Origin of the sequence: Aliiruegeria lutimaris, assembly GCF_900099935.1 — a bacterium.
Lineage (GTDB): Bacteria > Pseudomonadota > Alphaproteobacteria > Rhodobacterales > Rhodobacteraceae > Tropicimonas > Tropicimonas lutimaris.
On sequence record NZ_FNEK01000024.1, the window covers coordinates 43,450 to 69,818 of the forward strand.

Sequence of the window (26,369 nt, forward strand, 5' to 3'; positions counted from 1 at the left end):
CATGCACGTCCTCCTGATCGCCCCAAATATCGACGGCACGGATGTCGGCGAGGCCTTCGTCGCCTTCAAATGGGCCGAGGCGCTGGCCGATCGTGTCGCGTTGACCGTGCTGTCCTTCGAGCGCCCGGGCCGTACGCCGCTGGCCGCGCAACTGCCGAAGGCGGAGGTGATCACCTGGCCCGAGCCGGCCATTGCCCGTGTTCACGAGCGGTTCAATGCCATGGCCAAGCCCGCCTGGCCGGCCTTCTGCCGACGGGTGCGCGGCTTCCTGAAATCCGCCCTCGGCGACGGGCGGCATTTCGACATCGCCCACCAACTCATGCCGCAGGCCGCACGCTACCCCTCGCCGCTGCGCCATTTCGACAGTCCCTACGTGATCGGCCCGCTCGGCGGCGCGCTGGACACGCCCGAGAGCTTTCGCGGCGAGGCTGGCAGCGCGCCGCTCTTCACCCGTCTGCGCGGGCTGGACGCCTGGCGGTTTCGCAACGACCCGTGGTTGCGCGCGAGCTATTCCGGCGCGGCGGCGGTGCTGGGCGTGGCGCCCTATGTCTGCGAGATCCTTGCCGAGGTGCCGCTGCAGCGTTTCGAGCCGGTGCTGGAGCTGGGCATTGACGGGCTGGCCCCGGAGGTTGGCCGCAGCGCGACACCGGGCGCGTTGAAGCTGCTCCATGTCGGCCGGGGCGTGCGCACCAAGGGGCTGCGCGATGCAGTGCGGGCCATGGCCCATCTGAAGGACCTGCCCGGCGTCACCCTGACCAGCGCCGGCGCGGGCGAGGAGATCGATCTTTGCCGCGCGGAGGCCGAAAGGCTGGGCGTGGCCGACCGGGTGAGCTTTCGCGGCCGCATCCCGCGCGAGGAGGTCGAGGCGCTCTACATGTCGCATGATGTCTTCTGCTTCCCGTCCTTCCGCGAACCGGCGGGCGGCGTGCTCTACGAGGCGATGCGGTGGGGCCTGCCAGTGATCACGGCGGCGCGGGGCGGGCCGGACTGGATCGTCGACGAGACCTGCGGCGTCCGCCTGCCGGTCACCGAGCCGGAGCGCTATGCGAGGGATATCGCGGAATCCATCCGCCATCTCGCCGAGGATTGCGCCCTGCGGTTGCGACAGGGACAGGGCGCGCGACAGAAGGTGCTGCGCGAAGGGTTGTGGAGCGCCAAGGCGGAGCGGCTCGTGGCGCTCTATCGGGAGCTGGCACATCCGGAAGAGTTGCGGGCCGTCTCGAAAGTATAGTCCCACCAGACCAAAGCGGCGGCGACTGCCCCTTTGCGGGGCGTCCGCCTTGGTCAACAAACCCTTAAAAAAGGGGCATCGAAACCCGAAACTGGAGATCGTCGATGCCCACGTCCCCAAAGACCCACCGCCCGAAGGTGCTCGCCATCTCCTCCGGCGGTGGCCACTGGATCCAGCTTTTGCGCCTGCGTCCGGCCTTCGAGGGCGCGGAGGTGCATTTCGCCTGCTCCGATCCCGGCGCGGCCGAGATGGTCGGCCCGGCGCCTTTTTCGAGCTTTCCCGATGCCAACAAGGACCAGCCGCTGAAGCTCCTGTTCTGCGCCTTTGCGGTGCTGCGCATCCTGCTGCGCACTCGGCCGGACGCGATTGTCACCACCGGCGCCGCGGGCGGCTATCTCGCCATCGCGCTCGGGCGGCTCTTCGGTATTCGCGGCATGTTCGTCGATTCCATCGCCAATGCACATGAGCTTTCGATCTCCGCCCGGCTGGCGCTGCGCATCACCGACAAGGTGCTGACGCAATGGCCCGGCGTCGCCGACGCGACCCCCGCCGCCTTCCACGGCCGCGTGCTCTGAAACCTGAACAACGGATTGCTGCCATGATCCTCGCCACCGTGGGAACCCAGTTGCCCTTCGACCGCCTGCTGCGGGCGCTTGACGCCTGGGCCGCCCGCAACCCCGACCAGCGCGTGCGCGCGCAGAGCGGGAACAGCCAGGAAGTGTTCAAGAACATGGACTGTACCGCCTTTCTTTCCCCCGCGGCCTATGCCGGGGCCGTCGAAGAGGCGGATATCATTGTCTCCCATGCTGGCATGGGCTCGATCCTGACTGCCGCCGAGCTGGGCAAGCCCATCGTCATCCTGCCGCGGCTGGCCGCCCATGGCGAGCACCGGACCGATCACCAGCTCGCCACGGCGGCGGAGATGGCGAGCCTCGCCAATGTGACCGTCATCGAGAGCGCCGAGGAGCTCGGCCCGGCACTCGACCGGCTGTCCGGCGCGCCAACCCTGCCCGCCGCCGAGCGGATCTCGGCCAGCGCGGATGCGGGCCTGATCGGTGCGGTGGCGCATTTCCTGCGAGGCGCCGCCTGATGCGAAAACCAACCGTTTCCGTGCTGGTGCCCGCCTATAACGAGGCCGCCGTCATCGCCCGCAGCCTTGCCCCCCTGGCCGAGGCCTGCGAAGCGGGACGTATCGAGCTGATCGTGATCGCCAATGGCTGCTGGGACGAAACCGCGCAAGCCGCCCGCTCCATCTGCCCCGCAGCCGCCGTGATCGAGACGGATTTTGCGTCCAAGACCAACGCGCTCAACCTTGGCGCCGAGCGGGCGATCGGGCGCGCCATCATCTGCCTCGATGCGGATCTGAGCCTGCCGGAGGCGAGCCTCATGCGCCTTGCCGCGCCGATCCTCGAAGGCCGGGCCGATGTCGCCTGCGGCCGCATGGAACCCGATCTCGCCGCCGCCACGCCGCTGGTGCGCGCCTTCTATCGTGGCTGGCAGCTCAATCCCTATTTCGACGGCGGCAAGTTCGGCGGCGTCTTCGCGCTTTCGAACCAGATCACGCGCGGCCTGTTTCCGTTGCCCGAAGTGGTGGCCGATGACGAGTATATCGCGCGCAGCACCGCGTTCAGACGCCGCGCCTATGTACCCGAGGCGGGCTTTGCCGTTGCCGTTCCAACCACGCTCCGCGCGCTCTTCCGCATCCGCCGCCGCAGCCGCCGGGGCACCGACGCGCTGCGTCTCGGCGGGGTCTGTGGCGCCGCGACCGAACCCCAAGGCCGTTTCGGCACAGCCGCCCTCCGCGCCGCCTGCCGCCCCGCCCGTTGGTTCGATTTCGCCGTCTATGGCGCCGTCATGGCGGCCGTTGCAATCAGCCTGAAGCTCGCACCCGCCGTGCCGAACGGCGCCTGGGAACGCGACGAAACCAGCCGGCTCCCAACGGCTTGAACGAAAGAACAAGATGATGGACGGAACCATGACCATGCCCGTGGGCGCGCCCATGCAGGACGTCGAGCCCATGGCCCCATGGCACGCGGCGGAGGCCCCGGCCACCAACCCGCTCGCCCCGCTCCTGCGCGCCATGCGCGGCCGCTGGTCGGCCTGGTTCGCCCTCAGTCTCGTGCTTGGCGGTGCGTTCGGCGCGGCCGGCTTTTTGAGCGGCACCAAGACATACGAGAGCCAGGCCGTACTGCGGGTGTATCCCAAGGAAGCCGGCATTCTCTACAATTCCGGCGATGACAGCGTGCTCAAGACCTTCGACAGCTTCGTCAAGGCCGAGACAGCCTTTGCCAACAGCCCCGACGTGATGTCGCGCGCCGCAGAAACTTTGAGGGCCGATTTCCCGGAGCTGACCTCCGAGATGACCGATTCCGACCTGCGTCAGTCCGTGGCCGTGAAGCGTTCGGATACGCTGATCGTGCTGGACACCAAGAGCAAGAACGCCGCGTTCGCCGCCGCAAAGCTCAGAGCGGTAACCGACGCCTATCTCTCGCTCAAATCCGAGGCGGACGGGCGACAGATGCGGATGCGCTCCTCCGAGCTGACCCGGCGGGAGGCGGAACTGTTGGAGGCATTGCGCGAGCTGGACCGACGCATTCTCGAAATCGGCCGCGAATATGGCTCCTTCGCCATCGCCAAGGCCCATAGCGAGAAGATCGCCCAGATCGACACGCTCGCCACCCGCAAGGCAGACGTGGAGCGCACGCTGGCCTCGATGCGCCTGAATGACGGGCAGGCCAGTGCCGACATGAATGACGAGCATATCCTGCGTGCAACCCTGCTGGATCGTGGCCTCGCCGATATCAATATCGAGCTGGCACGGCAGGCAGCGGAGCTGGCCACGCTGCGGGAGCGTTACACGGAGACCTCGCGGCAGGTGCGCGACAAGCGCGCCGAGATCGCGATCCTGGAGAAGGCGATGGCCGAGCGCCGCAACCAGATACAGGTGCTGGGCCAGACCGGCGCGCTGACCGATCAAAGCGATGCCGGCGACGAGGACAATATCGAGACCATCGCTGCGCTGCTGGCGAAGGTCGCCGGCGAGCTGGAGGAGGCGCGGCAGGAGGCGCGCGCACTCAACGCGCAGCGGGTCGAACTGGATTTTCTGGAGGAGGAACGCTCCGAGACCCGCCGGATGCTGGATGACACCCGCGCCGCGCTGGACGTGATCCGGGTGGAGAGCCGCAAGACCTCGCCCGGTCTGACAGATATCATGTCGCCCGCCGTGACGCCCGACGAACCGGCCGAGGACAGTTCCAAGATGCAGGCCGCGATGGGCCTTGTCGGTGGCGGAATGCTGGCCAGCCTGCTGACGCTCGGGCTTGGCCTTGGCAGCCGCCGCCTGCGCTGGAGCGACGAGTTGAACCTCGCCGCGATGGGCGTCGACCCGCTCGCGGTGCTTACCGGAGATCCCGACAGCGACGGCGCTCGGCTTGCCCCGGAGATCGACCGGTTGCGCACGACGCTGCAACTGGTGCCCGCACGCAGCACATCAGCGGCCGGTTCGGGCCGGTCGCTTGCCCTGTTGCGTACCGGCTCGGGCGGAGGAACGGCGCTGGCCCACGCGCTGGCTGAGAGCTTTTCGCGCACCGACCTCTCCGTCGCCTTGCTCCAGATCGATCCCGCGCAGAACGCGGCACCGGCGAATGCCGGCTACCATGTGGAGAGGGCTTTCGGGGACGCATGCTCCGAGATGTCCCTGCCCCGCCTGCGCCGCCGCATCGCCGAGATGACGGCTCGCCATGACGTTGTTCTGATTGATGGCGGCAACCTGCAACAGACGACAAGCGCGAGCCTTGTCGCCAGCGCCGCCGATTACGCGATTGTCGAGTTGCGGCGCGGAGAGGACAAACAGGCTGCGCGCGCGACCCTCGAACGGGCCTCCAACCGCTGCCCGCAAGGCATTGGCGCTGTTTTCAGCCGCGCCAGGCGCGGCGATCCGGGCCTGAGCCGGGCCTGGTAGACGGCACCAGCGCCCAATAGCAATGGCGGCAGGGCAACAGGGCAACGGATTGCCCCTGCCCTGCCGCATCGTGTTTGCTCCCGAGCCCGCGCCTTTGTAACCTGCGCCGCAGAGACCGGGGCGGCGTCCCGGGCAACGTGAGGACGGGCGGCCGACATGAAGGTTATCTATCACATCGGCCTGCACTCGACCGACGAGGACCGCGCCCTGCGCTGCCTGCTGCGCAATGACAGCCAGTTGCAGCAAAAGGGGATCGTGGTGGCGCAACCGGGGCGTTTCCGGCCGGTGCTGCGCGAGGCGATGATCCAGCTCAAGGGACAGCCGGCGACCGAGGAAATGCAGGACCACATCCTTGAAGAGATCACCGAGATCGACCACCCGCAACAGGTCCTCTTTTCCAACGACTCATTCCTCTGCGTGCCGAAACGGGCCATCCAGGAGGGAACGCTCTATCCCCTGGTGGCCGAACGCGCGCCGTGGATCCGCAACCTCTTTCCCGGGCAGCCGGCGGAGTTTGCCCTCGGCCTGCGCAACCCCGCGACCCTGATCCCGGCCCTGCACGCCCGTTTTGCCGCCGAGGAGAGCTTCGAGGGCTATCTCGCCCGCATCGACCCCGAGGCGCTCAGCTGGGCGGACATGGTCGAGCGGCTGCACGCGGCGATGCCCGATGCAAGGCTGACCATCTGGTGCAACGAGGACAGCCCGCTGATCTGGCTCGACATCCTGGAGGCCCTCTCGGGCCTGCCCGACGCGAGTCAACTGGACGGAAACTACGATTTCATTGCCAGCCTGATGACTGAGGACGGCTTTTCCCGCCTGCAAGCCTATCTCGATGGCCACCCGGCCTCCGGGCGGGAACATTGGCGCCGGATCATCTCGGCCTTTCTCGACAAGTTCGCGCGTCCCGAGGCGGTCGAGGAAGAATTCGACCTGCCCGGATGGACACAACAGCGCGTCGCGGATCTGTCGGCGCGTTACGAGGCCGATATCGAGCGGATCGCCGGGATGGATGGCGTCGACTTCCTGTCCCCCTGATCAAAGGACAAGCCATGAAAACCATCGGTCTCATTGGCGGGATGAGCTGGGAAAGCACGATCACCTATTACCAGTTGCTCAACCGCCATGTGCGGGAACGTCTCGGCGGGCTGCATTCGGCGAATGCTGCTGCTCTGGTCCTTCGACTTTGCCGAGATCGAAGCCTATCAGGCCGAAGGCGACTGGGCTGCGGCGACGCAGGCCATGGTAGCGGCGGCGCAGGCGTTGGAACGCGGTGGCGCCGAAATGCTGCTGATCTGCACCAACACGATGCACAAGATGGCCGACGACGTGCAGGCGGCGGTTTCGGTGCCCCTGTTGCATATCGCCGATGTGACGGCGGACGCCTTGCTGAAGGCGGGCCGCCGCAAGCCGCTCCTTCTGGCCACCGCCTACACGATGGAACAGGAATTCTACACTGGCCGGCTGAAGGCGCGCGGCCTCGACGTCATGATCCCCGCCGCTCCGGACCGTGCCTGCGTGCACGGCGTGATCTATGACGAGCTGTGCAAGGGCATCGTCGAACCGGCCTCCCGCGCGCAGTGGAACGCCATCGTGGACCGCGCCGCCGCCGCGGGCGCGGATTCGGTGATCTTCGGATGCACCGAGGTCGGCCTGCTGCTGGAGCCCGAAGAGCTTCCGCTGCCCTGTTTCGACACGACGGAGATCCACGCGGTCGCCGCACTCGACCGGGCATTGGCCTAAGCGGGAAAACAGCGCATCGGCGACGCTGCGCATGAGCGCTTGAGGACGGACGGCCCGACGGTTATCCGCTTGTGTGAAAAAGATTTTGTGAAGGGTTGCCCCATGTCCGAGACCGAAACTCTCGAAACCGAAACAGACCTGACCAACTGGCGCACCCACCCTTTCTGCCGGTGGAGCTTTCACCATGTGGACCGGCTGCTTCATGGCCAGCCGATTGCGGCCCCGGCGCAGGCCGGCGCGGTGGAGCAGGGCAACTCGATTGATCTGGCGCGCCTCGCGCTCCCCTCCGGCAAGAGCATCGCCGAGGCGCTGGAGCTGTCCTATTCCGACGCGCTCCTGGTCCTGCACCGGGGGCGGATCGTCCATGAAAGCTATGACGGGCTGATGGCGCCAGAGGACCGGCATATCATCTTCTCGGTCTCGAAATCCGTGACCGGCGCGCTGGCTGGGATCCTGGTGGGCGAAGGCCGGCTCGATCCCGAGAAACCAGTGACCGACTACATCCCCGAGCTTGCGAACTCCGCCTGGGGCGATGCCACGGTCCGCCACGTGCTCGACATGGTTGTCTCGATCCGCTTCATCGAGGATTACCTCGACCCGAAGGGCGATGTTTCCCGCTACCGCGTGGCGATGGACTGGAACCCGCCGGGCGATTTCCCCTACGAGGGCGGGCTGCACAGCTTCCTGCCGAGCTTGCCGAAGGATAGCGGCCCGCATGGCGCGGCCTTCCATTACGTGTCGCCCAATTCGGACGTGCTGGGCTGGATCCTCGAACGCGCGGCCGGGTGCAAAATGGCCGATCTTCTCTCCGAGAAGATCTGGCGCCCGCTTGGCGCGGAGGCCGATGCCTGGATCACGGTCGACCGGGAGGACGGCTCGCGCACGGCGGGCGGTATCTGCACCCGCGCGCGCGATCTCGCCCGTTTCGGCGAGATGATGCGCAACGGGGGCCGGGCGAATGGCGTCCAGATCGTGCCCGAGGCCTGGATCGAGGATATCGTGCAGAATGGCGACCGGCAGGCATGGAGCCGCGGCACGGGGCTCGACGTACTTGTGCCCACGGGATCTTATCGCAACCAATGGTACCTGCCAGACTGCCTGCCCGGCGCGATGGTCGCCATCGGCATCCACGGTCAATGGATCTATGCCGATCCGCGAAACGAGGTAACGATTGTCAAGCTCTCCTCCCAACCCTTGCCGGAAGATGACGCGCTGGACGCGATGATGCTGGAGATTTTCGGGACGGTCGCCGGGCACTTCTGCGAAGAGACGTCGTAAGCGAAAAGCTGACCAAGAGAGTTTTGATGTCCCCTGAATTGCCGACGCTGCACCTGCTCTGTGGAAAGATCGCCTCGGGAAAGTCCACCCTGACGGCAGAGCTTGGCCGCTCTGCCGGAACCGTCGTGATTGCCGAGGACGTGTGGCTGAACGCGCTCTATTCCGACGAGATCGCCTCGATCGCAGATTACCTGCGCTGTGCGGCGAGGCTCCGGGGTGTCATCGCGCCCCATATCGCGTCGGTACTGAATGCCGGGGTGTCGGTTGTCCTGGATTTCCCGGCCAACACGGTCGAGACCCGCAACTGGATGCGCGGCATTCTGAACCGGACAAGCGCGGATCATATCCTGCACGTTCTGGATGTGCCCGACGAGGTCTGCCTGGCAAGGCTGCGCGCCCGCAACGCCAAGGGGGTTCATCCCTTTGCCGCAACGGACGAACAGTCTCAGCGGATCTCCAGGCATTATGCCCCGCCCTCACCGGATGAGGGCTTCACCATCGTGACCCACACCCAGTCCTGAGCAAGACAGCCGTTCGCGCCAAGCGCTGTTTGGATCGAACGGCAGCGATCCGGCCCGACGCTGATGTCACGACGCCATTTTGAACGCGCGCGAGCCGAGTATTCTCTTAGACGGAACCGCACCTGGCGGTCACGACATGCCGAGCGCTTCCTTGTACATCTCCAGCACCGCTTCTTCCTCGGCGATGTCATCGGGCTCGCGCTTGCGCAGCGCAATCACCTTGCGCATCACCTTGGTGTCGTATCCGCGCGCCTTGGCCTCGGCCATGACTTCCTTCTGCTGCTCGGCGACGTCCTTCTTCTCCGCCTCAAGGCGTTCGTAACGCTCTATGAACTGGCGCAGCTCGCCCGCAGCCACCTTGTAGGTGGCGTCGCCTGCACTCGTGGCCTCGATGCTCGTTTCGTCCATGGCTGCCCGCGCCTCCTGCGCTGTTGAATTCTATGGATGCCGAAGCCTTGATCTAACCAGCCGCGCCCCCGCTCGCAAGGCCGGTTGCAACCGACGCCGCGAGCCGGTAGCGCAGGGTGGCAGAAAACCGGCGGCGGGAGGGAAACATGGAAATTCTGATCTGGATCGGGGCGGCGATCTCGCTGACCGGGCTTGCCGGCATCATCGGCTGCGTGGTTGCAGTGGCACGGGCCAAGCGTGCGCAGCTCGAAGACGAGGTGATGCGGGCGAAACTTCAAAAGGTCGTGGCCTGGAATCTCGGCTCGCTCTTCGTCTCGGCCATTGGCCTGATGATGGTGATCGTCGGTATTTTCCTCGGCTGACGCGCGCCTTTCACGCGCCGGGTCGCTCTCCGGCAGCGATCAGCCGGTCGAGATAGGCCGGCGGGGTCCAGAAGCGGGCATCCTCTGTCTTCGCGAGAAGCTGCAACCGGTCCCTGAGCGTGGACAGCCCCTGCTGGCCGGCCTCATACATCGGCCCGCCGCTGCGGCGCGGATAGCCGAGCCCGCCAATCGCCACCAGATCGATGTCGGCGGCCCGCTGCGCCCAGCCGGCTTCGAGCAGGCGAACGCCCTCCAGCACCAGAGCGAGGTGACAGCGCCGGCGGATTTCCTCCGGCGAAACCTCCCGCGCCACGACGCCAGCGTCCGCCCGCAACTGTCTCACGAGCGCGTCCACCTCGCCGGAAGCCACGCCTTCGGGGATGCCCTCGGGGTAATCGTAGAACCCCTGCCCGGCTGCGCGCCCAAAGCGGCCGGCGGCGGCAAGGCGCTCCAGAACCGGCACATGGCGGTCGCGCGGATCGCGCCCTGCGGCGGCGGCCTGCCGACGGGCAAGGAAAGTCTGCAGCCCTGCGCGGTCCAGCATCCGGAACGGTCCTTCCGCATAGCCTGCTGCCTCCAGACAGGAATCGATCTGGCGCGGCGTCGCGCCGTCTTCCAGCAGGTGTTCGGCGGCCAGCAGCAGCGCTTCGGTCAGCCGCCCGGCCATGGCGCCAGTGGCCCGGCGACTTGTCACGACCGGTTGCCACCCAAGATGCCGCGCGAGCCGGAGAAGAGCCACAAGGCTCTCCTGCGAAAGTTGCGCCCCGGGCAGGATCTCCAAGATCCCTGCGGCGTTTTCGGGAGATGCCGGGAACAGGGCACAGGCGTCGCCCATGTCCAATGCGGCATTTGTCAGCTGCGGGGTGACGGTCCCTTCACGCAGAAAACCGACAATGCCACTCGCAGTCGCATTTCGGGGGGCGCTGCTGCCGTAAAGGATCAAATCACAGTGCCCAGGCGCGCTGGCGCTGCTCAGGCGGGCAAGCTGCGCGGCCCGCCCGGCAGGGTCCAGCAGTCCGGCGGCAAGCGCCGCCGCAACCCGCGCCCCGATGCGGGAGAGCCCCGCGCGCAGACGCCTGGCATCGCCATCCGACAGGACGATTTCATACCCCGCCGCCAACAGGCCGTGCCCAAGATCCGCCGCTTGCGGGGTTGTACCGTGAATGGCAACCGAACGAAGCGGACGCGCTGTGGCATCCGCGGATCGCAGAACCGCAGTTTCCGCCTTGAACACGTGTTCCAGCGCCCTGGCAGCTTCGGACCGGTTCACCTCCTTGGCGGCGGCGAGTTCGAAGGCAAGGCCGGTTTCGAAAGGCAGGACAAGCGCCGCCTCCACGCATTCCACCAGATGCGCCTCGGCAGAGTCTGGCTCCGGCGCCCATAGCTTGCGGATCCGCGCCACGCCGGACACAAAGCCCGCCCGGTCGGCGAGGCCCTCGCTGCGCTCCCGGCTGCGGCGCGGCCCGGCACCGGCTTCCAGCAGGCGGCGTGCGAGCGAGACCGCCGCGCCCTGCAGGTCGCCCTGCACCACGCCATCGACCAGCCCGATTTCGACCGCTTCGAGCGCGCCGACCGGTCCGCCGGACAGCAAAAGTTCCAAAGCCCGCTCCGCCCCGACGATCCGGGCCAGCCGCTGGCTGCCGCCGCCAGCCGCGATCCCGCCGCGCGTGATATCGGGCCAGCCGAGCCGCGCATTCTCCTCGGCAAGGCGGAAATGGGCCGCGAGAGCAAGCTCCGCTCCGGCCCCGGTCGCATCGCCGCGCAGCCCAATGATGACGGGCATTTCCAGCATTTCCAATGCAGAGCAAAGCGCGGCCAGACCGTCCTCGGCAGCCGGATCTGCCGGCAGCGGACGCGCCGCCGGCTCGGCCACGTCGCCGGAGCACAGGATCACCAGCGCCCGTGCCCGCGACGCGGGCAGGGCCCGACCGACGAGATCGAACAGCGCCGCACGGGCCTGGGCACCGGGCGCGTTTGCGGGCGGCGTTTCCAACCGTGCGACCAGCACATTGCCGGATTGTTCGAGCTTCAGCCGCTCCACCTTGCGCTGCCCCTTAAGCGTGTTGCCTGCGGGGCATCAAAGCCGCGACGAGCTGGGAAGACAAGGCCAAGAGCGGCGGTCGTGGTGGCTCAACGCTGAAGATTGCGGGCACATTGAGCGCAGAACGGAGTGTAGGGCAGCAGGTCCAGCCGAGCTTCGGCGATATCTTCGCCACATTGGACGCATTCGCCATAGCTGCCCTCTTCGATCCGATCGAGCGCCGCCCGGATCGCAGCGATCTCCGCCTTGCCCGCGCGCCCCTCGCCTTCCAGTACCTCATCGGTTTCGCGTTCGACGGCCAGTTCCTCCCAGTCTCGGGATTGGTGGCTGTCGAGTTCGGCGCCGATCTCGTGCAGCTTCACATCCAACGCGGCCAGCCGCGCTTCAAGCTGTGCCTTGCGTTCCTGGATGTTGGTCATAGCTCACTCCTCCGCGCCAAGTATTGGCAAATCAGGCTAAGACGCCTGCGCGGAGCCGTCCTTGACGCAAATCAACTCAATTCGCTGCTTGATTTCCCCTCGGGAGTAACAGATCAAGGCGCATGGATATTCGCGCCCTTACAGATGCCTATGCCGTCTCGCCCCAGATCACGCCGGACGATATCCCGGAGATCGCGGCGGCAGGCTTCGGCACGATCATCTGCAACCGACCGGACGAGGAAATCGTCCCAGGATTGCGCGCCGCCGACATTCGTGCCGCTGCGCTGGAAGCGGGGCTGAAATTCCTCGAAATCCCGCTCTCGCAAAGCGAGAATTTCGTACGCGACGTGGCACGCCAGCGCGAGGCACTGGAAACCGCCGAGGGACCGGTCCTGGCCTACTGCGCCTCCGGGACCCGCTCGACCATCGTGTGGATGTTCGGCGCGGCCAAATCGGTTCCCATCGGGGACCTGCTGGAGACGGCGAACCGCGCCGGCTACCCGCTGGCCGCCCTGCGCCCACAACTCGAAGCCGCCGCACAACTGTAAGTTGCCCGCCTTCCGACGTGTTACGACATCCCTGGAAGCGGGACGCCGAACGCGGCTCAAACGCCATCCGACCTGTCTTTTACCCTTGGCCGATGGCTCTACTCTCCCCAACTTGCGCAAAAGCGACGCCTGACCGCCCTTGCCGGCCTTAAGACGATCCGGACCCGCGCTGCAACCGACCCTGCCCGATGCTGGCTATCCCTGCAACTACCCCCTCGGCCCGGGAAAAGCGCAAGACGAGCGCCCATCACGTTATATCGGGCAACCCTTGCAACGCCGACAAGTCCATTGGAGTCGCCATGGGTGCGACGCCGAGATCCGGCAAACCGCCCTCGGAGAGCGGTTCCGCTGCAAAGGCGTCTTCGCTCATGCCAACCGGATCGGGCAATGCCGCTTGCGCCATCGGCGCGGAGCCGCCCGCGCCGGCACCGACCAGGTTCGACAGGCCGGATTGAGAATGCTGTGCCCCGGATTCTCCCGCCCCAAGCCGAACCGCGCGCTGCCCCAGGCTCTGCCCGAGCCTGCAGCGGCCAAGCGGAATCTCCTCCGTGCCGGTGAGCCGCACATTGTCGATGGCGGTGAGAGGGATCGGGATCTCGTCGCCCACCTTGAGCGATGGGATTGCGGAGATCGGCAACTTGAAACGATGCAGGATGGCCTCCAGCCGAACCTCGCCCTCCAGCACGAGCCCCTCCAGACCAGGCTCCCAGTGCGGGTCCGCCGGTTTTTCCACCGACAGGCGCGGCGCGATGTCCGGCAAGGCTTCACTGCGCCCCTCCGCCGGGAGTGCGAGCAGGAGCTGGCCTTCGCGCGTGCCTATCTCGAAATCGAGCGAAAGCCCGAAAATCCGGCAGTCGATCTCTTCCAGCAACAGGCCCAGCGGGCGCAGGTCCTCGACATGGCTGGAATAGCCGAATCCGCTCGCCCACCGTGCCTCAGGCCGTCCCGCGAGCGCCGCATCCGTCCGGGTAACCCGCCGCGATGGCGGCGGCGCCTGGGCAACGGCACCGGTCATCTGTTTCTCGATGATCGCGGAGAGCGCTTCGACGTCCATGGACAAGAGGCCCTGCCCGTCTCCCGGCCCTTCCAAAACCGCCAGCAGCCCCTGTTCCGGCAAACGCTCCAACAGATCGGCAAGAAAAACGATTCGTTCCGAGCAGCTTGTTACCACGACGGCCAGCCCGAAACTGTCCTCGGCGGCCTTGCTCAGGGCGCTCGACAACGCCTTGGCGGGCAAAACGGTCTGGCTGGCCGGGGCGGAGTTCCGCCCGGCTTCCACCTTGCGTCTGAGAACTTCTTCCCGGGCCTCCTCGGCCATTGCGATCTCATCCCATTTTCTGCGCGGCTGGCAGGAGCGCACAGTTCACACAGGGGCAGATTGACCAGAACTCCCTTGGGAAATGGTTAAAGGCCGAGATCAATCAAAAAAAACGCCTAGCTGGCGGCAGCAACCAGCCCCCGCGGCTCGGCCAGCGGCACGCTCACGCGGAAGGCCGCGCCGCCCTGGCCGGGCAGATATTCGATATTGCCACCCAGCCGCGTCATGATCTCGCGGCAGATCGCGAGCCCCAGACCCGCCCCGCCGGCGGCGGACTGGTCTGACAGGCGCGAGAACTTCTCGAAGATGATATCCTGGCTCCGCGCCGGAATACCGCTGCCATTGTCGATGAAATCAACCACGATGCGGCCGTCTCGCTGTCGCACGCGGATCTTCAGGATCGGCGCCTCGGCATCGCAGTACTTGCGCGCATTTCCGATGAGATTGATGAAGACCTGCGTGAGCCGGTCCGCATCCGAGACCAGGTTCACCTCCTCGCGTGCGCGGTCGCGCTCGATGCACATCGCACCCTCGGCGCGTACTTCGATCATTTCGCCTGTCGCGGCAATTGCCCGGTCGATCATGTCCACCAGCCGCGCCGGTCCGATGCTCAGGCTGACCTGGGCATTCTCCAGCACCGACAGTTCCAGCAGATCGTCGAGAAGGCGCGTGAGACGGATCGCCTCGTCATGGATGATCCCGGCGAAGCGCGCGGTCTCCTCCGCACTCATGTCGCCTTCGCGCAGGATCTCGGAAAAGGCGCGGATGGAGGTCATCGGCGTGCGCAGCTCGTGGCTGATCTGGCTGAGGAACGCGTCCTTCTGGATCGACAGCTCGGTGAGTTTCTGGTTTGCCTCCCGGAGCTGCCGCGCCGTACGCTCCAGCTCGGCCGACTGGGTTTCGAGCTGATTGGAATATTCCAGGATCTGCTGCGCCTCGTCGGCCACGCGGATCAGGTCCTCCACCAGCACCGAGGAGGATCCGGCGATCTGGCCGACCATCGCATGTGCCGTGGCCGCGCCGACCGATGCCGCAAGCTCACGCTCAAGGATATCGAGGAATTCCGGCGTCGTATCGGGCAGGTAGCCGACCTTGCCCTGCCGGGTGGCCTCGGCGTGAAAAAGCGCCTGCGCCTCGCTGGAGCCGAGGATGCGCTGCGCCATCATCAGCAGGTCCTCCGCCTCCGCCGAACCGCGCGTCCAGCCGCGCGCGCCCAGGGTGTGCTCGAACACGTTCACCACCTGCGCCCCCTGCAGCCGCTCCAGCGGCGTCGGAAAGCTGATGATGGACACCCAGCAATAGGCGACCGTGTTCAGCATGATCGACCAGAACAAGGCGTGGATCAGCGGGTCCATCCCCTCGACGCCGAACAGGGCGTTCGGGCGGAGCCAGTGGAGGCCGAAAAGGCCGTTCTCCAGCATATGGCCGCCGATCGGGCCGGAGGGGCCAAAGCTCGGCAGGAACAACGTGTAGGCCCAGACGGCAAAGCCGGTGATCAGCCCCGCCGCGGCCCCCGCGCGGGTGCCCCCGCGCCAGAAAAGCCCGCCCAGCAACGCCGGCAACACCTGCGAGACACCGACGAAGGAGATCAGGCCGATGGAGGCCAGCGCCGCCGAGCCACCCGAGAAACGGTAGTAGAGATAGCCGAAGAGCAGCACCGCGACGATCGCGAAGCGCCGCGCCTGAAGCACCACCCTGCGCACGTCGCCCGAGACGACAGCACCTTCCTTGTGACGGTGCAGGTAGAGCGGCATGACGACATGGTTGGAGACCATCGTGGCCAGCGCGAGCGCTGCAACGATGACCATGGAAGTGGCCGAAGAGAACCCGCCCAGGAACGCGAACATGGCCAGCCCGTGCCATTCTTCCTTGAGCGGCAGCGTGAGCACGAAGAGGTCCGGGTTGGCGGCCTCCGGCATCTGTTCCAGCCCGATAACGGCAATGGGCACCACGAAGAGGCTCATCAGGCAGAGATAGAGCGGGAAAGCCCAGGAGGCGAAGGCGAGATGCGCCTCGTCGTCGTTCTCGACCACGATCACCTGGAACATGCGCGGCAGACACAGGATCGCCGCGGCCGAGGTGAAGATCAGCCCCGCCCAACGCGATGGCTGGATCTCCCAGCCGGCGATCTGCGAGTTGTCGATACGCTGGAGTATGTCCGCCGGCCCGTCCGCCAGCCCCCAGACCACGAAGATCCCGACCGAAATCAGCGCCAGCAGCTTGACCACGGCTTCCACGGCAATGGCCATGACAATGCCGTGGTGGCGCTCGTTGGAATTGAGATTGCGGGTACCGAAGATTATTGTGAACACCGCCAGCCCGAAAGCGACCAGAAGGCCGGTGGAGGCGGGGTTCGTCGGATCCCAGAACTCGCTTTCGGGATTGGCGAAGACGCCAAAAGACAGCGTAACAGACTGCAATTGCAGCGCGATATAGGGCGTTGTGCCGATCACCGCGAGGATCGTGACCAGCACGCCAAGACCGTTGGACTTGCCGTAGCGCGACGAGATCATGTCGGCGATGGAGGTGATCCGTTGCGAGCGGCCCACCCGGACCAGCTTTCGCAGCAACAGCCACCAACCTGTAAAGACCAGCGTCGGGCCGAGATATATCGTGATGAATTCGAGCCCCGAGCGCGCCGCGTAGCCGACCGCGCCGTAAAAAGTCCAGGCCGTACAATAGACCGAAAGCGACAGCGTGTAGACCAGCGGCGTTCGGAGCCAGCCGCCCCCCACCCGTTGCGTCCGCCGCTCCGCGAAGGCCGCGACCCCGAACAGGAAGGCGACATAGATCAGCGAGACCGCCACCAGCATGTTGAAGGACATACCCTAGTGCTCCCCGCCATCCGTGCCGGGCGGGTTGTCGCTCTTGCGCAACGGTTCGGACAGGCGATGAGCCAGTAAAGCGGCAATAATGATCAGCAGGAACCAGACCAGAAAGGTGTAAACCGCGCCGGCGGCGGTGCCGTGATCGGGCGCCCAGAGCATCGGCAGCATCAAAAGCGCGGTCCCGAAGGCGGGCAGAAGCCGCGCGGCATCCATGATGCGGCGACGGCGATAGATCTCGCGGCCGAGGAAAAGCGGCACCCGGCTGCGTTCGTCCCCGTCGAGGGGTATTTCGGCCCAGCTATCCCAGCTGTCCGGCAAGCGGCCCGATTGGCCCGATTGCGGACCCTCCGGTCCTCCAGGCGCGCCGTTCACGCCGCCCCCGTGGCGCCCTCGAGCAGCGCGTTCACGGCCTCAAGGACCTCGGCATTGGCAAAGGGCTTGGTCATGAAGCGATTGACACCGTAACGCTCGGCCAGTTCCCGGTCGCGCCCCTGGCCCTTGGCCGTCAGCATCAAAACGGGCAGCGTGCCCGTCGCGGGAACGCCGCGCAGCTCCTTGAGAATGTCGAAACCGGATTTTCCGGGAAGCATCACGTCGAGCACGAGCACATCGGGCGGGTTGGCCAGAACGGCTTCCACGGCCGATGCACCGTCGGAATGGGTGTCTACCACCCAGCCGTCGCGTGACAGGATGAAACGGATGGCCTCGATGATGTTTGGTTCATCTTCGACCAACAATACGCGCTTGCCCATTCGGCTCCCCTCCGTCAGGCCGGAAGCCTCCTCCGAACCTCCTGCCCGCACACACTATGCCGCTTCTGGCGGCGGTGTCAAAATGCCTATGACATGATCGAGGGTCTTGGCCAATCGAAGCAGCTTAAGTGGCATTTCGTCTTTTGAGTAATGCGGCCAAAGGGAAAAACTGCGGGCACCTTCCTCTTTCCCAAAATATCCTGGGGGAGTGCTCGCAAGAGCACGGGGCAAAGCCCCCACCCTTGAGCGCCCGATATCGGTAGGGAACGAACTCCGGGACTCGTCGTGGGATAACCGGTCGGTCGCCTTGTCCACCAACCACTTTTCTCCGGCATCAAAACGCCTCCGCCATGATCGAAGGCTCCCGCCGCGCGGCACAGACAGCGCGCGGGCAGATACGGCAGGAGGTGCCGACTTCCTGCGGCGGTTCGGCAATCTCGGCGCCCACGATCTCCAGCGGCAGGATCAGCATCGCTGCCTCTAGCACCTGCGGGCCGTCGAAACCGGCGGGCTGCGCCGGCTGGCAGACGGCATAGGCGACAAAGCCGCGCGGGTTGCGCCCGCCGATTTCCACCCGGCGGCGCACCGGCGCCATGGGGCGCGAGAGCGCCTGGTAAAGCGGCCAGAGCGGGCAAGCGGCCGAGTAGCGCGGCAGGGGAAAGTCCTCGACCGGCTTGCGGAAAGTCAGCGTGCCCGAGCCGTCGCAGGTGACCAGCCCGATCTCCGCCCCGGCAAGCTCGGTCGGAAGCGTCGCCAATCGCCGGAACACCGCCGTCAGGTCCACCCCGAAACGCAGCGACAGCGCGGCCGGGTCGAACCCCGTCGCCGTGGCCGCTTCAGCGAAAGGGTTGAGCGGCATCTGCTCGGCATCCTTGCGATAGCGTTCGAGGAACCCCAACGCCATCTCCCGCGCGGCCGCGCTCTGCAATTCGGGGCTGCGATTGACCAGGGTTTCGGGCTCCAGCGCCAGCGTGCGTTCCAGCTCCGCGATGTGGAAACCCCTGCCCCGCAGCCAGCCATCGAGCTCTTCCTGCGGCGTGGAGCCGGCGATATCGGTCGCGCTGGCATCGTCGAGATAGCGCACGAGCGCCTCGGCGCTCTCGGCCAGCCGCGCGCTTTCCTCGGCCATGTTGCGATGGAAACGGTCGCGCCATTCGGGGTCGATGTCGCGGGTCTCGGCCAGGATCGTCGCCGTGGAGCGGATCGCGGTCACGGTGGAGATCACCTCGTGCAGCGACGTCGACAGGAAGGGATCGTGGGTCATGCGGTCCGACAGCACCTCGACGCTGTGCTCCAGCTCGACGGCGCGGCGCCGCGTATCCGACAGAAGACGCGCCCAGCCGGGAAAGCGGCCGACGAATTCCTCAAGCCGCGGCAGATCCTCCGCCGCGCGGTCATGATCCGCCGCCGCCTCGCGCAGAGTATTCAGCAGCTCCGCCTCCGCGCCCTCCGTCAGCGCGGCGGCATCGACGCCCAGTTCCCGCGCAATATCGTTAATCAGTTTCCCCCCGATTCTTCGCCGATTGTGCTCGATCAGGTTCAAATATGACGGAGAAATACCGACCGCCCGGGCCAGATCGGCCTGTTTCCGGCCCACCATGTTCCGCCTTTCGCGGATACGGCTGCCCGTCAGAGAACTGCGTGCCATTAACTTTTTCCCATCTTCCCAAGGGCTTTCTGCACTGCGTAGACGATTAATTTACAAAGTATACGGTTGCATTGTGTAAGTCTTTACAAAAAAATCGTGTATAAAAAAGGAGTTGTTGCCAGATTTGCCAATCCACCCTGATAATGTGACCACTCGTAGACTACGGGTCGTGCCGGCGTAGAGGACCGCAGGCACAAAAAAAAATTGGGAGGACTACATGTCGAAATTCAACGTCACCCGTCGGGGTGCGATCAAGACCACCGCTGCCGCAGGCGCGGGTCTGGCCCTGCCGACGATCTTTACGTCGTCGGCCTACGCGATCACCAACAACCCCACCGGCGGCAGCGTGACCCTCGGTTTCAACGTACCGCAGACCGGCCCCTACGCGGACGAGGGCGCCGACGAACTGCGCGCCTACGAGCTTGCTGTCGAGCACCTGAACGGTGGCGGCGATGGCGGCATGCTGAACACCTTCTCTTCCAAGGTGCTGGATGGCACCGGCATCATGGGCAAGAAGGTCGAATACGTCACCGGCGACACCCAGACCAAGTCCGACGCCGCCCGCGCCTCCGCCAAGTCGATGATCGAAAAAGACGGCGCGATCATGATCACCGGCGGTTCTTCCTCTGGTGTTGCCATCGCCGTGCAGGGCCTCTGCCAGGAAGCCGGCGTCATCTTCATGGCCGGTCTGACCCACTCCAACGACACCACCGGCAAGGACCGCAAGGCCAACGGTTTCCGTCACTTCTTCAACGGCTACATGTCCGGTGCGGCCCTCGCCCCGGTGCTGAAGAACCTCTATGGCGACGACCGCAAGGCCTATCACCTGACCGCGGACTACACCTGGGGCTGGACGCAGCAGGAATCCATCGCCGCCGCCACCGAGGCGCTCGGCTGGGAAACCGTGAACAACGTTCTCACCCCGCTGGCTTCCACGGACTTCTCCTCCTATATCGCCCCGGTCCTTAACTCCGGCGCCGACGTTCTGGTTCTGAACCACTATGGCGGCAACATGGTCAACTCGCTGACCAACGCGGTTCAGTTCGGCCTTCGCGAGAAGCAGGTGAACGGCAAGAACTTCGAGATCGTCGTTCCGCTCTTCTCCCGCCTGATGGCGCGCGGCGCCGGCGAGAACATCAAGGGCATCGTCGGTTCGACCAACTGGCACTGGTCGCTGCAGGACGACGGCTCCAAGGCCTTCGTGAAGTCCTTCGGTGAGAAGTACGGCTTCCCGCCGAGCCAGGCTGCGCATACCTGCTACGTGCAGACCCTGCTCTATGCCGATGCCGTGACCCGCGCCGGCTCCTTCGCGCCCTGCGATGTCGCCGCCGCCCTCGAAGGCTTCGAGTTCGACGGCATGGGCAACGGCAAGACGCTCTACCGTGCCGAAGACCACCAGTGCTTCAAGGACGTCCTCGTCGTGAAGGGCAAGGAGAACCCGCAATCCGAGTTCGACCTTCTCGAGGTTGTCGAAGTTACCCCGGCCGCTCAGGTTACCTACCCGCCGAACCACCCGATGTTCGGTGGCGACGAGGCTTCCCTCGGCCAGTGCAACAACGGCGCGTAATCCACTAGCGCAAACACGACCGGCCGCGCCCATGGCGCGGTCGGATTCACGAGACGCCCGGGGGCAGCTTCCCCGCTGGCGCCCCTGACACTTTTGACAGGCGGGAACAATGGACGCGATCCTACTTCAAATTCTGAACGGGCTCGACAAGGGCTCCGCCTATGCGCTGATCGCGCTCGGGCTCACACTCATCTTCGGCACGCTCGGCGTCGTGAACTTCGCCCATGGCGCGCTGTTCATGCTCGGCGCGTTCTGTGCCGTCACACTGCAACGCCTGCTCTCGCTCTCCTACGAGACGATCGACGAGACCAAGACGGACTTCCTCGGCAATCCGCTGAAGGTGAAGACCCCCTACGTGGAAGGCTGGTTCGGACCCGAGGTCGGCGGTGCGATCATCGACTGGGCGGTGCCGCTTTCGGTCATCATCGCCATCCCGATCATGGTTGGCATCGGCTACGCGATGGAGCGCGGCCTGATCAAGCATTTCTACAAGCGCCCCCATGCCGACCAGATCCTGGTGACTTTCGGCCTGGCGATCGTGCTTCAGGAAATCGTCAAGTATTTCTTCGGCGCCAACCCGATCCAGACCCCGCCGCCCGACGCGCTGCTGGGTGTCGTCAATATAGGCGCGGCATTCGGGCTTGAAATCGCCTACCCGATCTGGCGGATGGTCTATTTCCTCTTCTCCGTCGCGATCATCGGCGGCGTCTTCTCCTTCCTGCAATTCACCACTTTCGGCATGGTCGTACGTGCCGGCATGGCGGATCGCGAAACCGTGGGCCTGCTCGGCATCGATATCGACAAGCGTTTCACCACCATGTTCGGCCTTGCTGCCGCGGTGGCGGGCCTCGCCGGCGTGATGTACGGGCCGATCAACCCGCCGAACTATCACATGGGCATGGATTTCCTCGTGCTCAGCTTCGTCGTGGTCGTGGTTGGCGGCATGGGCAGCCTCCCCGGCGCCGTGCTCGCAGGCTTCATGCTCGGCATCCTGGAGAGCTTCGCCTCCACCACCTGGGCCACCACCACCATTCCCGGCATCAACCAGATCATCATCTACCTGGTCGCCATCATCGTTCTGCTGACCCGTCCGAGGGGCCTGATGGGCCGCAAGGGCGTGATGGAGGATTAATCACATGTTGGGTCTCAACAAGAAGGACATGACGCTGCTGATCGTAGTCGCCATCCTGACGCTTCTCGCACCGTTCATCCTCAACCCGTTCCCCGTCGATTCCGGGATGGCGCAGTTCAATGCCGGCTACCCGGACCTGATGCAGCGCTTCGTGATCTTCGGCATCCTCGCCATCGGTTTCAACATCCTGTTCGGCCTCACCGGCTACCTCTCCTTCGGCCATGCGGCCTTCCTCGGAGTGGGCTCTTACGCCGCCGTCTGGATGTTCAAGCTGCTGAGCTACAATGTCGTCCCGGCCATTCTGTTCTCGGTCATCCTGGCGGGACTGTTCTCGGTGCTGATCGGCTACGTGTCGCTGCGCCGCTCCGGTATCTACTTCTCGATCCTGACACTCGCCTTCGCACAGATGTCCTTTGCGCTTGCCTACTCGGTCCTGTCGAACCCCAAGTTCAACCTGACCAATGGTGAAACCGGCCTTCAGGTCTATGCCGACGATCCGCAGATCCTGCACCGCGACGGCCTTCCGGATGTGCCCCACCTCTTCGGCTGGGCCATGCGCGACAACTTCCTGGAGTTGAAACTGGGTGGCTGGGAATTCACCTTCAACAATGGCTACTACCTTTGTGCAGCCATCTTGCTGGTGGTCTTCTACCTGTCCATCCGTCTCTTCCGCTCGCCTTTCGGACTGATGCTGCGCGCGGTCAAATCGAACCAGCAGCGCCTGAACTACACCGGCCTCAACCCCAAGCCCTACACGCTCGCCGCCTTCATCATCTCGGGCATGTATGCCGGCCTGGCCGGTGGCCTGCTCGCCTCGATGGACCCGCTTGCGGGCGCCGAGCGGATGCAGTGGACGGCGTCTGGTGAAATCGTTCTGATGACCATTCTCGGCGGTGCCGGAACGCTCATCGGCCCGGTCCTGGGCGCGGGCTTCATCAAGTATTTCGAGAACATCTTCTCGAAGATCAACGACAACGTGCTGCACCAGTGGTTCAGCTTCATGCCCGATGGGATGGAAGACTTCTTGGTCTTCATCGTGCATCCCTTCGTCGGCAAGGGCTGGCACCTGACGCTCGGCATCCTGTTCATGCTGGTGGTGACCTTCCTTCCCGGCGGCCTCGTCGAGGGTGGTCAGCGGCTCGGACGCCTCGTCCGCAGCCGTGGCAAGAAGCCCGAGGATCCGAAGGATCCCGAGCATCACCCCAAAGAAACCCCGCACGTGGCGGAATAAGGAGACCTGAGACATGGGAATTCTTGAAGTCAAAGGGGTCAACAAGCGCTTCGGCGGCCTGCAAGCCCTCGGTGACGTGAACCTCTCCGTGGCCGAAAACACCGTCCACGCCATCATCGGCCCCAACGGCGCCGGCAAATCCACCCTGCTGAACTGCCTCGTGGGCAAGCTCATCCCGGATACCGGCTCGGTCATGTTCGACGGCCAGTCGGTTCTGGGACGCACCCCCTACGAGATCAACCAGATGGGCATCAGCCGCGTTTTCCAGACACCCGAAATCTTCGGCGACCTGACCGTGTTCGAGAACATGGTCATCCCCGCCTTCGCCAAGCGCGACGGGTCCTTCCGGATGCACGCCTTTGAGTCCGTCGCCTCGGAGAAGGACATCGTGGCACATGCGGAGGAGATGCTGACCGAGGTGAACATGCAGGACAAGATCCACATGCATGCCGCCTCCCTCTCGCGCGGCGACAAACGGCGGCTGGAGATGGCCATGTGCCTGCTGCAGGAGCCGCGCCTGCTGCTTCTGGACGAGCCTACCGCCGGCATGGCCCGCGCCGACACCAACAACACGATCGACCTTCTCAAGGAGATCAAGGAGAAGCGCGACATCACCATCGCCATTATCGAGCACGACATGCATGTCGTCTTTTCGCTCGCCGACCGGATCACCGTGCTCGCCCAGGGCACACCCTTGGTCGAGGACAGCCCCGAGAAAATCCGTGGCAATCCGAAAGTGCGCGAAGCCTATCTCGGCGAGGCCGCCTGATGCGCGCCATTCTTCCTCTTTCTGAAAATATCCCCGCCGGAGGCTCCCGCATTTGCGGCCAGCGCCTCGGCCGGGTCGGAGGCTGACACATGAACGTCAAACCGGACTTTTCAAAGAATGCCAACCTGGCGGCAACCGCGCCGGCCTACCTGTCGATCTATGACATGCACGCCTATTACGGCGAGAGCTACATCATCCAGGGCATCTCCTTCAACGTGCACGAAGGTGAGATCCTGGCGCTTCTCGGCCGAAACGGCGCGGGCAAGACGACCACGCTGCGCGGCATCGCGCGGATGGACGACCCGCAGGTCACTTATGGCGAGATCTGGCTCGACCACCAGCACCTGCACACGATGAAAAGCCACCAGGCCGCCAAATGCGGCATCGGGCTCGTGCCGGAAGACCGCTCGATCATCCCTGGCCTGACGGTGGAGGAGAACCTGCAACTGGCCCAGATCGTCGAGCCCATCGGCTGGTCCATCGACCGCCTCTACGACCTGTTCCCCCGCCTTGGCGAGCGCCGCAAACAGGAAGGCGTGACCCTTTCGGGCGGCGAGCAGCAGATGCTCGCCATCGCCCGCGCGCTTGCGCGTGACATCAAGGTGCTGCTGCTGGACGAGCCCTATGAGGGCCTCGCCCCGGTCATCGTGGACGAAATCGAGAAGACGCTCATCCACATCAAGGAACAGGGCATCACCACCGTCATCGTCGAGCAGAACGCCGTGCGCGCCCTGGAACTGGCCGACCGTGCCGTCATCCTCGACACCGGCTCCATCGTCTTCGACGGCACCGCGGCCGAGGTGCTGGAGAATGCGGAGTTGCGGTCCGAATATCTCGCGATCTGAATAAATCCCGAGGGGGAGCTCTGCTTCCCCGTTGGTTTCCTTGCCGGGCCCTTCGTGGCCCGGTTTTTTTTGTGTTGCACCTGAAGTCGATAGCAGGATCAAGATTGCAAAACGAACAGGCGACGACCAGATTCTTGTGGAAAGCCGCAAGATCCACCGCGATCATTCGTTTTTGAGGAGGTGTCCCGTGAACTCGTCTCCGAACGCGCCGTCACTTTCCCCCACCGAAAGTGCCGCAGAGTTGCATGCGAACCTGTCCCGGCTCCGGGACACGATCGAGCACGAGGCCGGACAGACACTCGACGGCTGGCGCCCGGCGATCGAACGCGAAGACTTCCTTCCTTCGGCCGAAAACCTCGCCCGCTACCTTGCCATGCGAAAGGTCGACCTGCGCGGCATACAGGACGGGCTCGTCGAGCTGGGCATGTCCTCACTCGGACGCTGCGAGAGCCATATCCGCCCCACCCTAGACGCAGCCAGCGCCACGCTTGCCTCCGTTGCCGGACTGCCGGCGGAGGACTATCCCTTGGCCTCCGCTTTTTTCGAGGGTCCGCAACGCGTCGCCCGCGCCCGGGACGCGATGTTCGGACAGGGCGAGCCGGGCACCCGGATCATGGTCACCCTGCCCACCGAGGCCGCGGAAGACGAGAATATCATCCGCCAGTTCGTCTATGCCGGCGCGAATTCGGTGCGCATCAATTGCGCCCATGACGACGAGACCGCGTGGGCGGCGATGATCCGCCATGTCCGCACGATCTCGCGCGAGGTCGGCCGCGATGTCCGGATCAACATGGATCTCGGCGGGCCAAAGGTCCGCACGGATCTCGGCGACAAGCTCAAGGGAAAGCGGCTCTTTTCGGGTGATCGTATTTCCCTGGTCTACGAGTTGCCCGAGGACCGTAAGGGCCTCGCGGTGACCACGCTGAACCACCCGGAACTGATCGACAAGCTGGTGATCGGCTCCCGGGTCTGGCTGGACGATGGCAAGATCGGGGGCGTGGTCGAGAGCCTCGATGAGAGCGGCGCCGTGATCGAGGTCACCTCCGTCCGCCCGAGCGGCGTCAAGATCAAGCATGGCAAGGGCGTAAACTTGCCCGGCGTGGCGGTCGAGATTCCGGCGCTGACGGAAAAGGACCTGAACGATCTAGACTTCGTCGCCCGCCATGCCGACACGATCGGCTTTTCCTTCGTCCAGACCCCGCAGGATGTGCGCGACCTGATCGCCGCGCTGCAAGGGCGGCTGGGCGACGCGCCGCTGCCGGCGGTGATGTTGAAGATCGAAACCGAACTGGCAGTTCGCAACCTGCCACGCCTGTTGGTGCAAGCCGGCGGCAAGCTGCCCGTGGCGGTGATGATCGCGCGGGGCGATCTTTCGGTCGAGTTGGGCATGGACCGCACCTCGGAGATGCAGGAGGAAATCCTGTGGATGTGCGCAGCCGCCCATGTGCCGACGGTCTGGGCGACACAGGTTCTGGAGAGCCTGATGAAGGAGGGGCTGGCCAGCCGAGCCGAGGTGACCGATGCCGCGATGGGCCAGCGCGCCGAATGCGTGATGCTGAACAAGGGGCCCTATGCACCGCAGGGCATCGCCTTCCTGCAGGAAGTGCTGCGCCGCATGGCACGCCATCACGGCAAACGGATCGCGATCATGGGTCCGTTGAATTCGTGGCGGGAAATGCAGCAACTCTGACGGTGCTCGAGCCCCAAAGGCGCGCGAACACGGCAGATTGACAGGAATATCCCGGAGCAACACCAGGGAAACCCGGTGTC

The 26,369-nt window shown here is 65.1% G+C and carries 25 protein-coding genes; 17 read left to right on the plus strand and 8 right to left on the minus strand.

The genetic code is table 11. The features are described 5' to 3' along the window. Position 1 precedes the first annotated feature (1 nt). The 9 genes from BLR85_RS12945 to BLR85_RS12985 all read left to right on the plus strand — a co-directional run bounded on the left by BLR85_RS12945 (position 2) and on the right by BLR85_RS12985 (position 8,731). Positions 2–1,231, plus strand: coding sequence for a glycosyltransferase (locus BLR85_RS12945; RefSeq protein WP_093156483.1), 1,230 nt, complete (start codon positions 2–4; stop codon positions 1,229–1,231). Positions 1,232–1,335: 104 nt separating this feature from the next. Next, positions 1,336–1,806, plus strand: a complete 471-nt coding sequence (locus BLR85_RS12950; protein ID WP_093156485.1) for a glycosyltransferase family 28 protein — start codon at positions 1,336–1,338, stop codon at positions 1,804–1,806. Between the two features lie 23 nt (positions 1,807–1,829). Further along, positions 1,830–2,321 (plus strand): glycosyltransferase, encoded by a 492-nt coding sequence (locus tag BLR85_RS12955; RefSeq protein ID WP_170844563.1) that lies wholly within the window; start codon positions 1,830–1,832, stop codon positions 2,319–2,321. After that, the gene (locus BLR85_RS12960; protein ID WP_093156491.1) at positions 2,321–3,178 is read left to right on the plus strand and encodes a glycosyltransferase family 2 protein; all 858 of its coding nucleotides are present in this window, start codon (positions 2,321–2,323) and stop codon (positions 3,176–3,178) included. The genes BLR85_RS12955 and BLR85_RS12960 overlap by 1 nt, the downstream gene beginning before the upstream one ends. Positions 3,179–3,191: 13 nt before the next feature. Beyond that, positions 3,192–5,192: a GumC family protein gene (locus BLR85_RS12965; protein ID WP_093156494.1), complete on the plus strand. Its 2,001-nt coding sequence runs from the start codon at positions 3,192–3,194 to the stop codon at positions 5,190–5,192. Between the two features lie 156 nt (positions 5,193–5,348). Continuing rightward, positions 5,349–6,227, plus strand: coding sequence for a hypothetical protein (locus BLR85_RS12970; protein WP_093156496.1), 879 nt, complete (start codon positions 5,349–5,351; stop codon positions 6,225–6,227). Between the two features lie 123 nt (positions 6,228–6,350). Further along, positions 6,351–6,932 (plus strand): aspartate/glutamate racemase family protein, encoded by a 582-nt coding sequence (locus BLR85_RS12975; protein ID WP_244520719.1) that lies wholly within the window; start codon positions 6,351–6,353, stop codon positions 6,930–6,932. A 102-nt stretch (positions 6,933–7,034) separates the two neighbouring features. Next, positions 7,035–8,210: a serine hydrolase domain-containing protein gene (locus tag BLR85_RS12980; RefSeq protein ID WP_093156500.1), complete on the plus strand. Its 1,176-nt coding sequence runs from the start codon at positions 7,035–7,037 to the stop codon at positions 8,208–8,210. 26 nt (positions 8,211–8,236) lie between these two features. Continuing rightward, positions 8,237–8,731 (plus strand): P-loop nucleotide/nucleoside kinase family protein, encoded by a 495-nt coding sequence (locus BLR85_RS12985; protein WP_093156503.1) that lies wholly within the window; start codon positions 8,237–8,239, stop codon positions 8,729–8,731. Between the two features lie 129 nt (positions 8,732–8,860). Here BLR85_RS12985 and BLR85_RS12990 read toward each other — a convergent pair whose 3' ends face one another. Beyond that, positions 8,861–9,139, minus strand: coding sequence for a DUF2312 domain-containing protein (locus BLR85_RS12990; protein ID WP_093156506.1), 279 nt, complete (start codon positions 9,137–9,139; stop codon positions 8,861–8,863). Positions 9,140–9,285: 146 nt separating this feature from the next. Here BLR85_RS12990 and BLR85_RS12995 point away from each other — a divergent pair, with 146 nt between their 5' ends. Next, positions 9,286–9,501 carry a hypothetical protein gene (locus BLR85_RS12995; protein WP_093156511.1) on the plus strand — a complete coding sequence of 72 codons (216 nt, stop codon included), beginning with the start codon at positions 9,286–9,288 and terminating at the stop codon, positions 9,499–9,501. A gap of 10 nt (positions 9,502–9,511) precedes the next feature. On the opposite strand, the gene BLR85_RS13000 is transcribed toward BLR85_RS12995, so the two are convergent. Beyond that, on the minus strand, positions 9,512–11,542 hold the full coding sequence (locus BLR85_RS13000) for a 3-hydroxyacyl-CoA dehydrogenase family protein (protein ID WP_093156513.1): 2,031 nt from the start codon (positions 11,540–11,542) through the stop codon (positions 9,512–9,514). An 89-nt stretch (positions 11,543–11,631) separates the two neighbouring features. Beyond that, positions 11,632–11,961, minus strand: coding sequence for a TraR/DksA family transcriptional regulator (locus BLR85_RS13005; protein ID WP_093156516.1), 330 nt, complete (start codon positions 11,959–11,961; stop codon positions 11,632–11,634). A gap of 122 nt (positions 11,962–12,083) precedes the next feature. On the opposite strand from BLR85_RS13005, the gene BLR85_RS13010 reads away from it, so the two are divergent. Beyond that, entirely contained in the window at positions 12,084–12,509 is a 426-nt protein-coding gene (locus BLR85_RS13010; RefSeq protein WP_093156519.1) for a protein tyrosine phosphatase family protein, read from the plus strand. A 247-nt stretch (positions 12,510–12,756) separates the two neighbouring features. Here BLR85_RS13010 and BLR85_RS13015 read toward each other — a convergent pair whose 3' ends face one another. The 5 genes from BLR85_RS13015 to BLR85_RS13035 all read right to left on the minus strand — a co-directional run bounded on the left by BLR85_RS13015 (position 12,757) and on the right by BLR85_RS13035 (position 19,055). Beyond that, positions 12,757–13,827: a FliM/FliN family flagellar motor switch protein gene (locus tag BLR85_RS13015; RefSeq protein ID WP_093156521.1), complete on the minus strand. Its 1,071-nt coding sequence runs from the start codon at positions 13,825–13,827 to the stop codon at positions 12,757–12,759. Positions 13,828–13,943: 116 nt separating this feature from the next. Beyond that, positions 13,944–16,652 carry an ATP-binding protein gene (locus BLR85_RS13020; RefSeq protein WP_093156524.1) on the minus strand — a complete coding sequence of 903 codons (2,709 nt, stop codon included), beginning with the start codon at positions 16,650–16,652 and terminating at the stop codon, positions 13,944–13,946. A 3-nt stretch (positions 16,653–16,655) separates the two neighbouring features. Continuing rightward, a complete protein-coding gene (locus BLR85_RS29870; RefSeq protein ID WP_244520720.1) occupies positions 16,656–17,027 on the minus strand; it encodes a hypothetical protein in 372 nt (123 codons plus the stop codon). After that, positions 17,024–17,407, minus strand: coding sequence for a response regulator transcription factor (locus BLR85_RS13030; RefSeq protein ID WP_068315102.1), 384 nt, complete (start codon positions 17,405–17,407; stop codon positions 17,024–17,026). Before BLR85_RS13030 ends, BLR85_RS29870 begins: the two co-directional genes overlap by 4 nt. A gap of 334 nt (positions 17,408–17,741) precedes the next feature. Beyond that, positions 17,742–19,055, minus strand: a complete 1,314-nt coding sequence (locus BLR85_RS13035; RefSeq protein ID WP_093156527.1) for a helix-turn-helix transcriptional regulator — start codon at positions 19,053–19,055, stop codon at positions 17,742–17,744. Between the two features lie 217 nt (positions 19,056–19,272). Here BLR85_RS13035 and BLR85_RS13040 point away from each other — a divergent pair, with 217 nt between their 5' ends. The 6 genes from BLR85_RS13040 to BLR85_RS13065 all read left to right on the plus strand — a co-directional run bounded on the left by BLR85_RS13040 (position 19,273) and on the right by BLR85_RS13065 (position 26,289). After that, a complete protein-coding gene (locus BLR85_RS13040; protein WP_093156530.1) occupies positions 19,273–20,622 on the plus strand; it encodes a substrate-binding protein in 1,350 nt (449 codons plus the stop codon). A gap of 109 nt (positions 20,623–20,731) precedes the next feature. After that, positions 20,732–21,754: a branched-chain amino acid ABC transporter permease gene (locus BLR85_RS13045; RefSeq protein ID WP_093156533.1), complete on the plus strand. Its 1,023-nt coding sequence runs from the start codon at positions 20,732–20,734 to the stop codon at positions 21,752–21,754. Between the two features lie 4 nt (positions 21,755–21,758). Then, on the plus strand, positions 21,759–22,985 hold the full coding sequence (locus tag BLR85_RS13050; protein WP_093156535.1) for a branched-chain amino acid ABC transporter permease: 1,227 nt from the start codon (positions 21,759–21,761) through the stop codon (positions 22,983–22,985). Positions 22,986–22,998: 13 nt separating this feature from the next. Next, a complete protein-coding gene (locus BLR85_RS13055; protein WP_093156538.1) occupies positions 22,999–23,754 on the plus strand; it encodes an ABC transporter ATP-binding protein in 756 nt (251 codons plus the stop codon). 89 nt (positions 23,755–23,843) lie between these two features. After that, positions 23,844–24,599 carry an ABC transporter ATP-binding protein gene (locus BLR85_RS13060; RefSeq protein WP_093156541.1) on the plus strand — a complete coding sequence of 252 codons (756 nt, stop codon included), beginning with the start codon at positions 23,844–23,846 and terminating at the stop codon, positions 24,597–24,599. Positions 24,600–24,786: 187 nt separating this feature from the next. Continuing rightward, positions 24,787–26,289 carry a pyruvate kinase gene (locus BLR85_RS13065; protein WP_139188386.1) on the plus strand — a complete coding sequence of 501 codons (1,503 nt, stop codon included), beginning with the start codon at positions 24,787–24,789 and terminating at the stop codon, positions 26,287–26,289. Positions 26,290–26,369: the final 80 nt, after the last annotated feature.

Excerpts from the sequence above, each read along its gene's own strand:
- BLR85_RS13045 (WP_093156533.1), top strand. The coding sequence starts at position 20,732 with ATGGACGCGATCCTACTTCAAATTCTGAACGGGCTCGACAAGGGCTCC.
- BLR85_RS13055 (WP_093156538.1), top strand. The coding sequence starts at position 22,999 with ATGGGAATTCTTGAAGTCAAAGGGGTCAACAAGCGCTTCGGCGGCCTG.
- BLR85_RS12960 (WP_093156491.1), top strand. The coding sequence starts at position 2,321 with ATGCGAAAACCAACCGTTTCCGTGCTGGTGCCCGCCTATAACGAGGCC.
- BLR85_RS13015 (WP_093156521.1), bottom strand. The coding sequence starts at position 13,827 with ATGGCCGAGGAGGCCCGGGAAGAAGTTCTCAGACGCAAGGTGGAAGCC.
- BLR85_RS13040 (WP_093156530.1), top strand. The coding sequence starts at position 19,273 with ATGTCGAAATTCAACGTCACCCGTCGGGGTGCGATCAAGACCACCGCT.
- BLR85_RS12975 (WP_244520719.1), top strand. The coding sequence starts at position 6,351 with ATGCTGCTGCTCTGGTCCTTCGACTTTGCCGAGATCGAAGCCTATCAG.
- BLR85_RS13050 (WP_093156535.1), top strand. The coding sequence starts at position 21,759 with ATGTTGGGTCTCAACAAGAAGGACATGACGCTGCTGATCGTAGTCGCC.
- BLR85_RS12985 (WP_093156503.1), top strand. The coding sequence starts at position 8,237 with ATGTCCCCTGAATTGCCGACGCTGCACCTGCTCTGTGGAAAGATCGCC.
- BLR85_RS12995 (WP_093156511.1), top strand. The coding sequence starts at position 9,286 with ATGGAAATTCTGATCTGGATCGGGGCGGCGATCTCGCTGACCGGGCTT.
- BLR85_RS13005 (WP_093156516.1), bottom strand. The coding sequence starts at position 11,961 with ATGACCAACATCCAGGAACGCAAGGCACAGCTTGAAGCGCGGCTGGCC.
- BLR85_RS12965 (WP_093156494.1), top strand. The coding sequence starts at position 3,192 with ATGATGGACGGAACCATGACCATGCCCGTGGGCGCGCCCATGCAGGAC.
- BLR85_RS13030 (WP_068315102.1), bottom strand. The coding sequence starts at position 17,407 with ATGGGCAAGCGCGTATTGTTGGTCGAAGATGAACCAAACATCATCGAG.
- BLR85_RS12955 (WP_170844563.1), top strand. The coding sequence starts at position 1,830 with ATGATCCTCGCCACCGTGGGAACCCAGTTGCCCTTCGACCGCCTGCTG.
- BLR85_RS12980 (WP_093156500.1), top strand. The coding sequence starts at position 7,035 with ATGTCCGAGACCGAAACTCTCGAAACCGAAACAGACCTGACCAACTGG.
- BLR85_RS13035 (WP_093156527.1), bottom strand. The coding sequence starts at position 19,055 with ATGGCACGCAGTTCTCTGACGGGCAGCCGTATCCGCGAAAGGCGGAAC.
- BLR85_RS12970 (WP_093156496.1), top strand. The coding sequence starts at position 5,349 with ATGAAGGTTATCTATCACATCGGCCTGCACTCGACCGACGAGGACCGC.
- BLR85_RS13020 (WP_093156524.1), bottom strand. The coding sequence starts at position 16,652 with ATGTCCTTCAACATGCTGGTGGCGGTCTCGCTGATCTATGTCGCCTTC.
- BLR85_RS12945 (WP_093156483.1), top strand. The coding sequence starts at position 2 with ATGCACGTCCTCCTGATCGCCCCAAATATCGACGGCACGGATGTCGGC.
- BLR85_RS13010 (WP_093156519.1), top strand. The coding sequence starts at position 12,084 with ATGGATATTCGCGCCCTTACAGATGCCTATGCCGTCTCGCCCCAGATC.
- BLR85_RS12950 (WP_093156485.1), top strand. The coding sequence starts at position 1,336 with ATGCCCACGTCCCCAAAGACCCACCGCCCGAAGGTGCTCGCCATCTCC.
- BLR85_RS13060 (WP_093156541.1), top strand. The coding sequence starts at position 23,844 with ATGAACGTCAAACCGGACTTTTCAAAGAATGCCAACCTGGCGGCAACC.
- BLR85_RS12990 (WP_093156506.1), bottom strand. The coding sequence starts at position 9,139 with ATGGACGAAACGAGCATCGAGGCCACGAGTGCAGGCGACGCCACCTAC.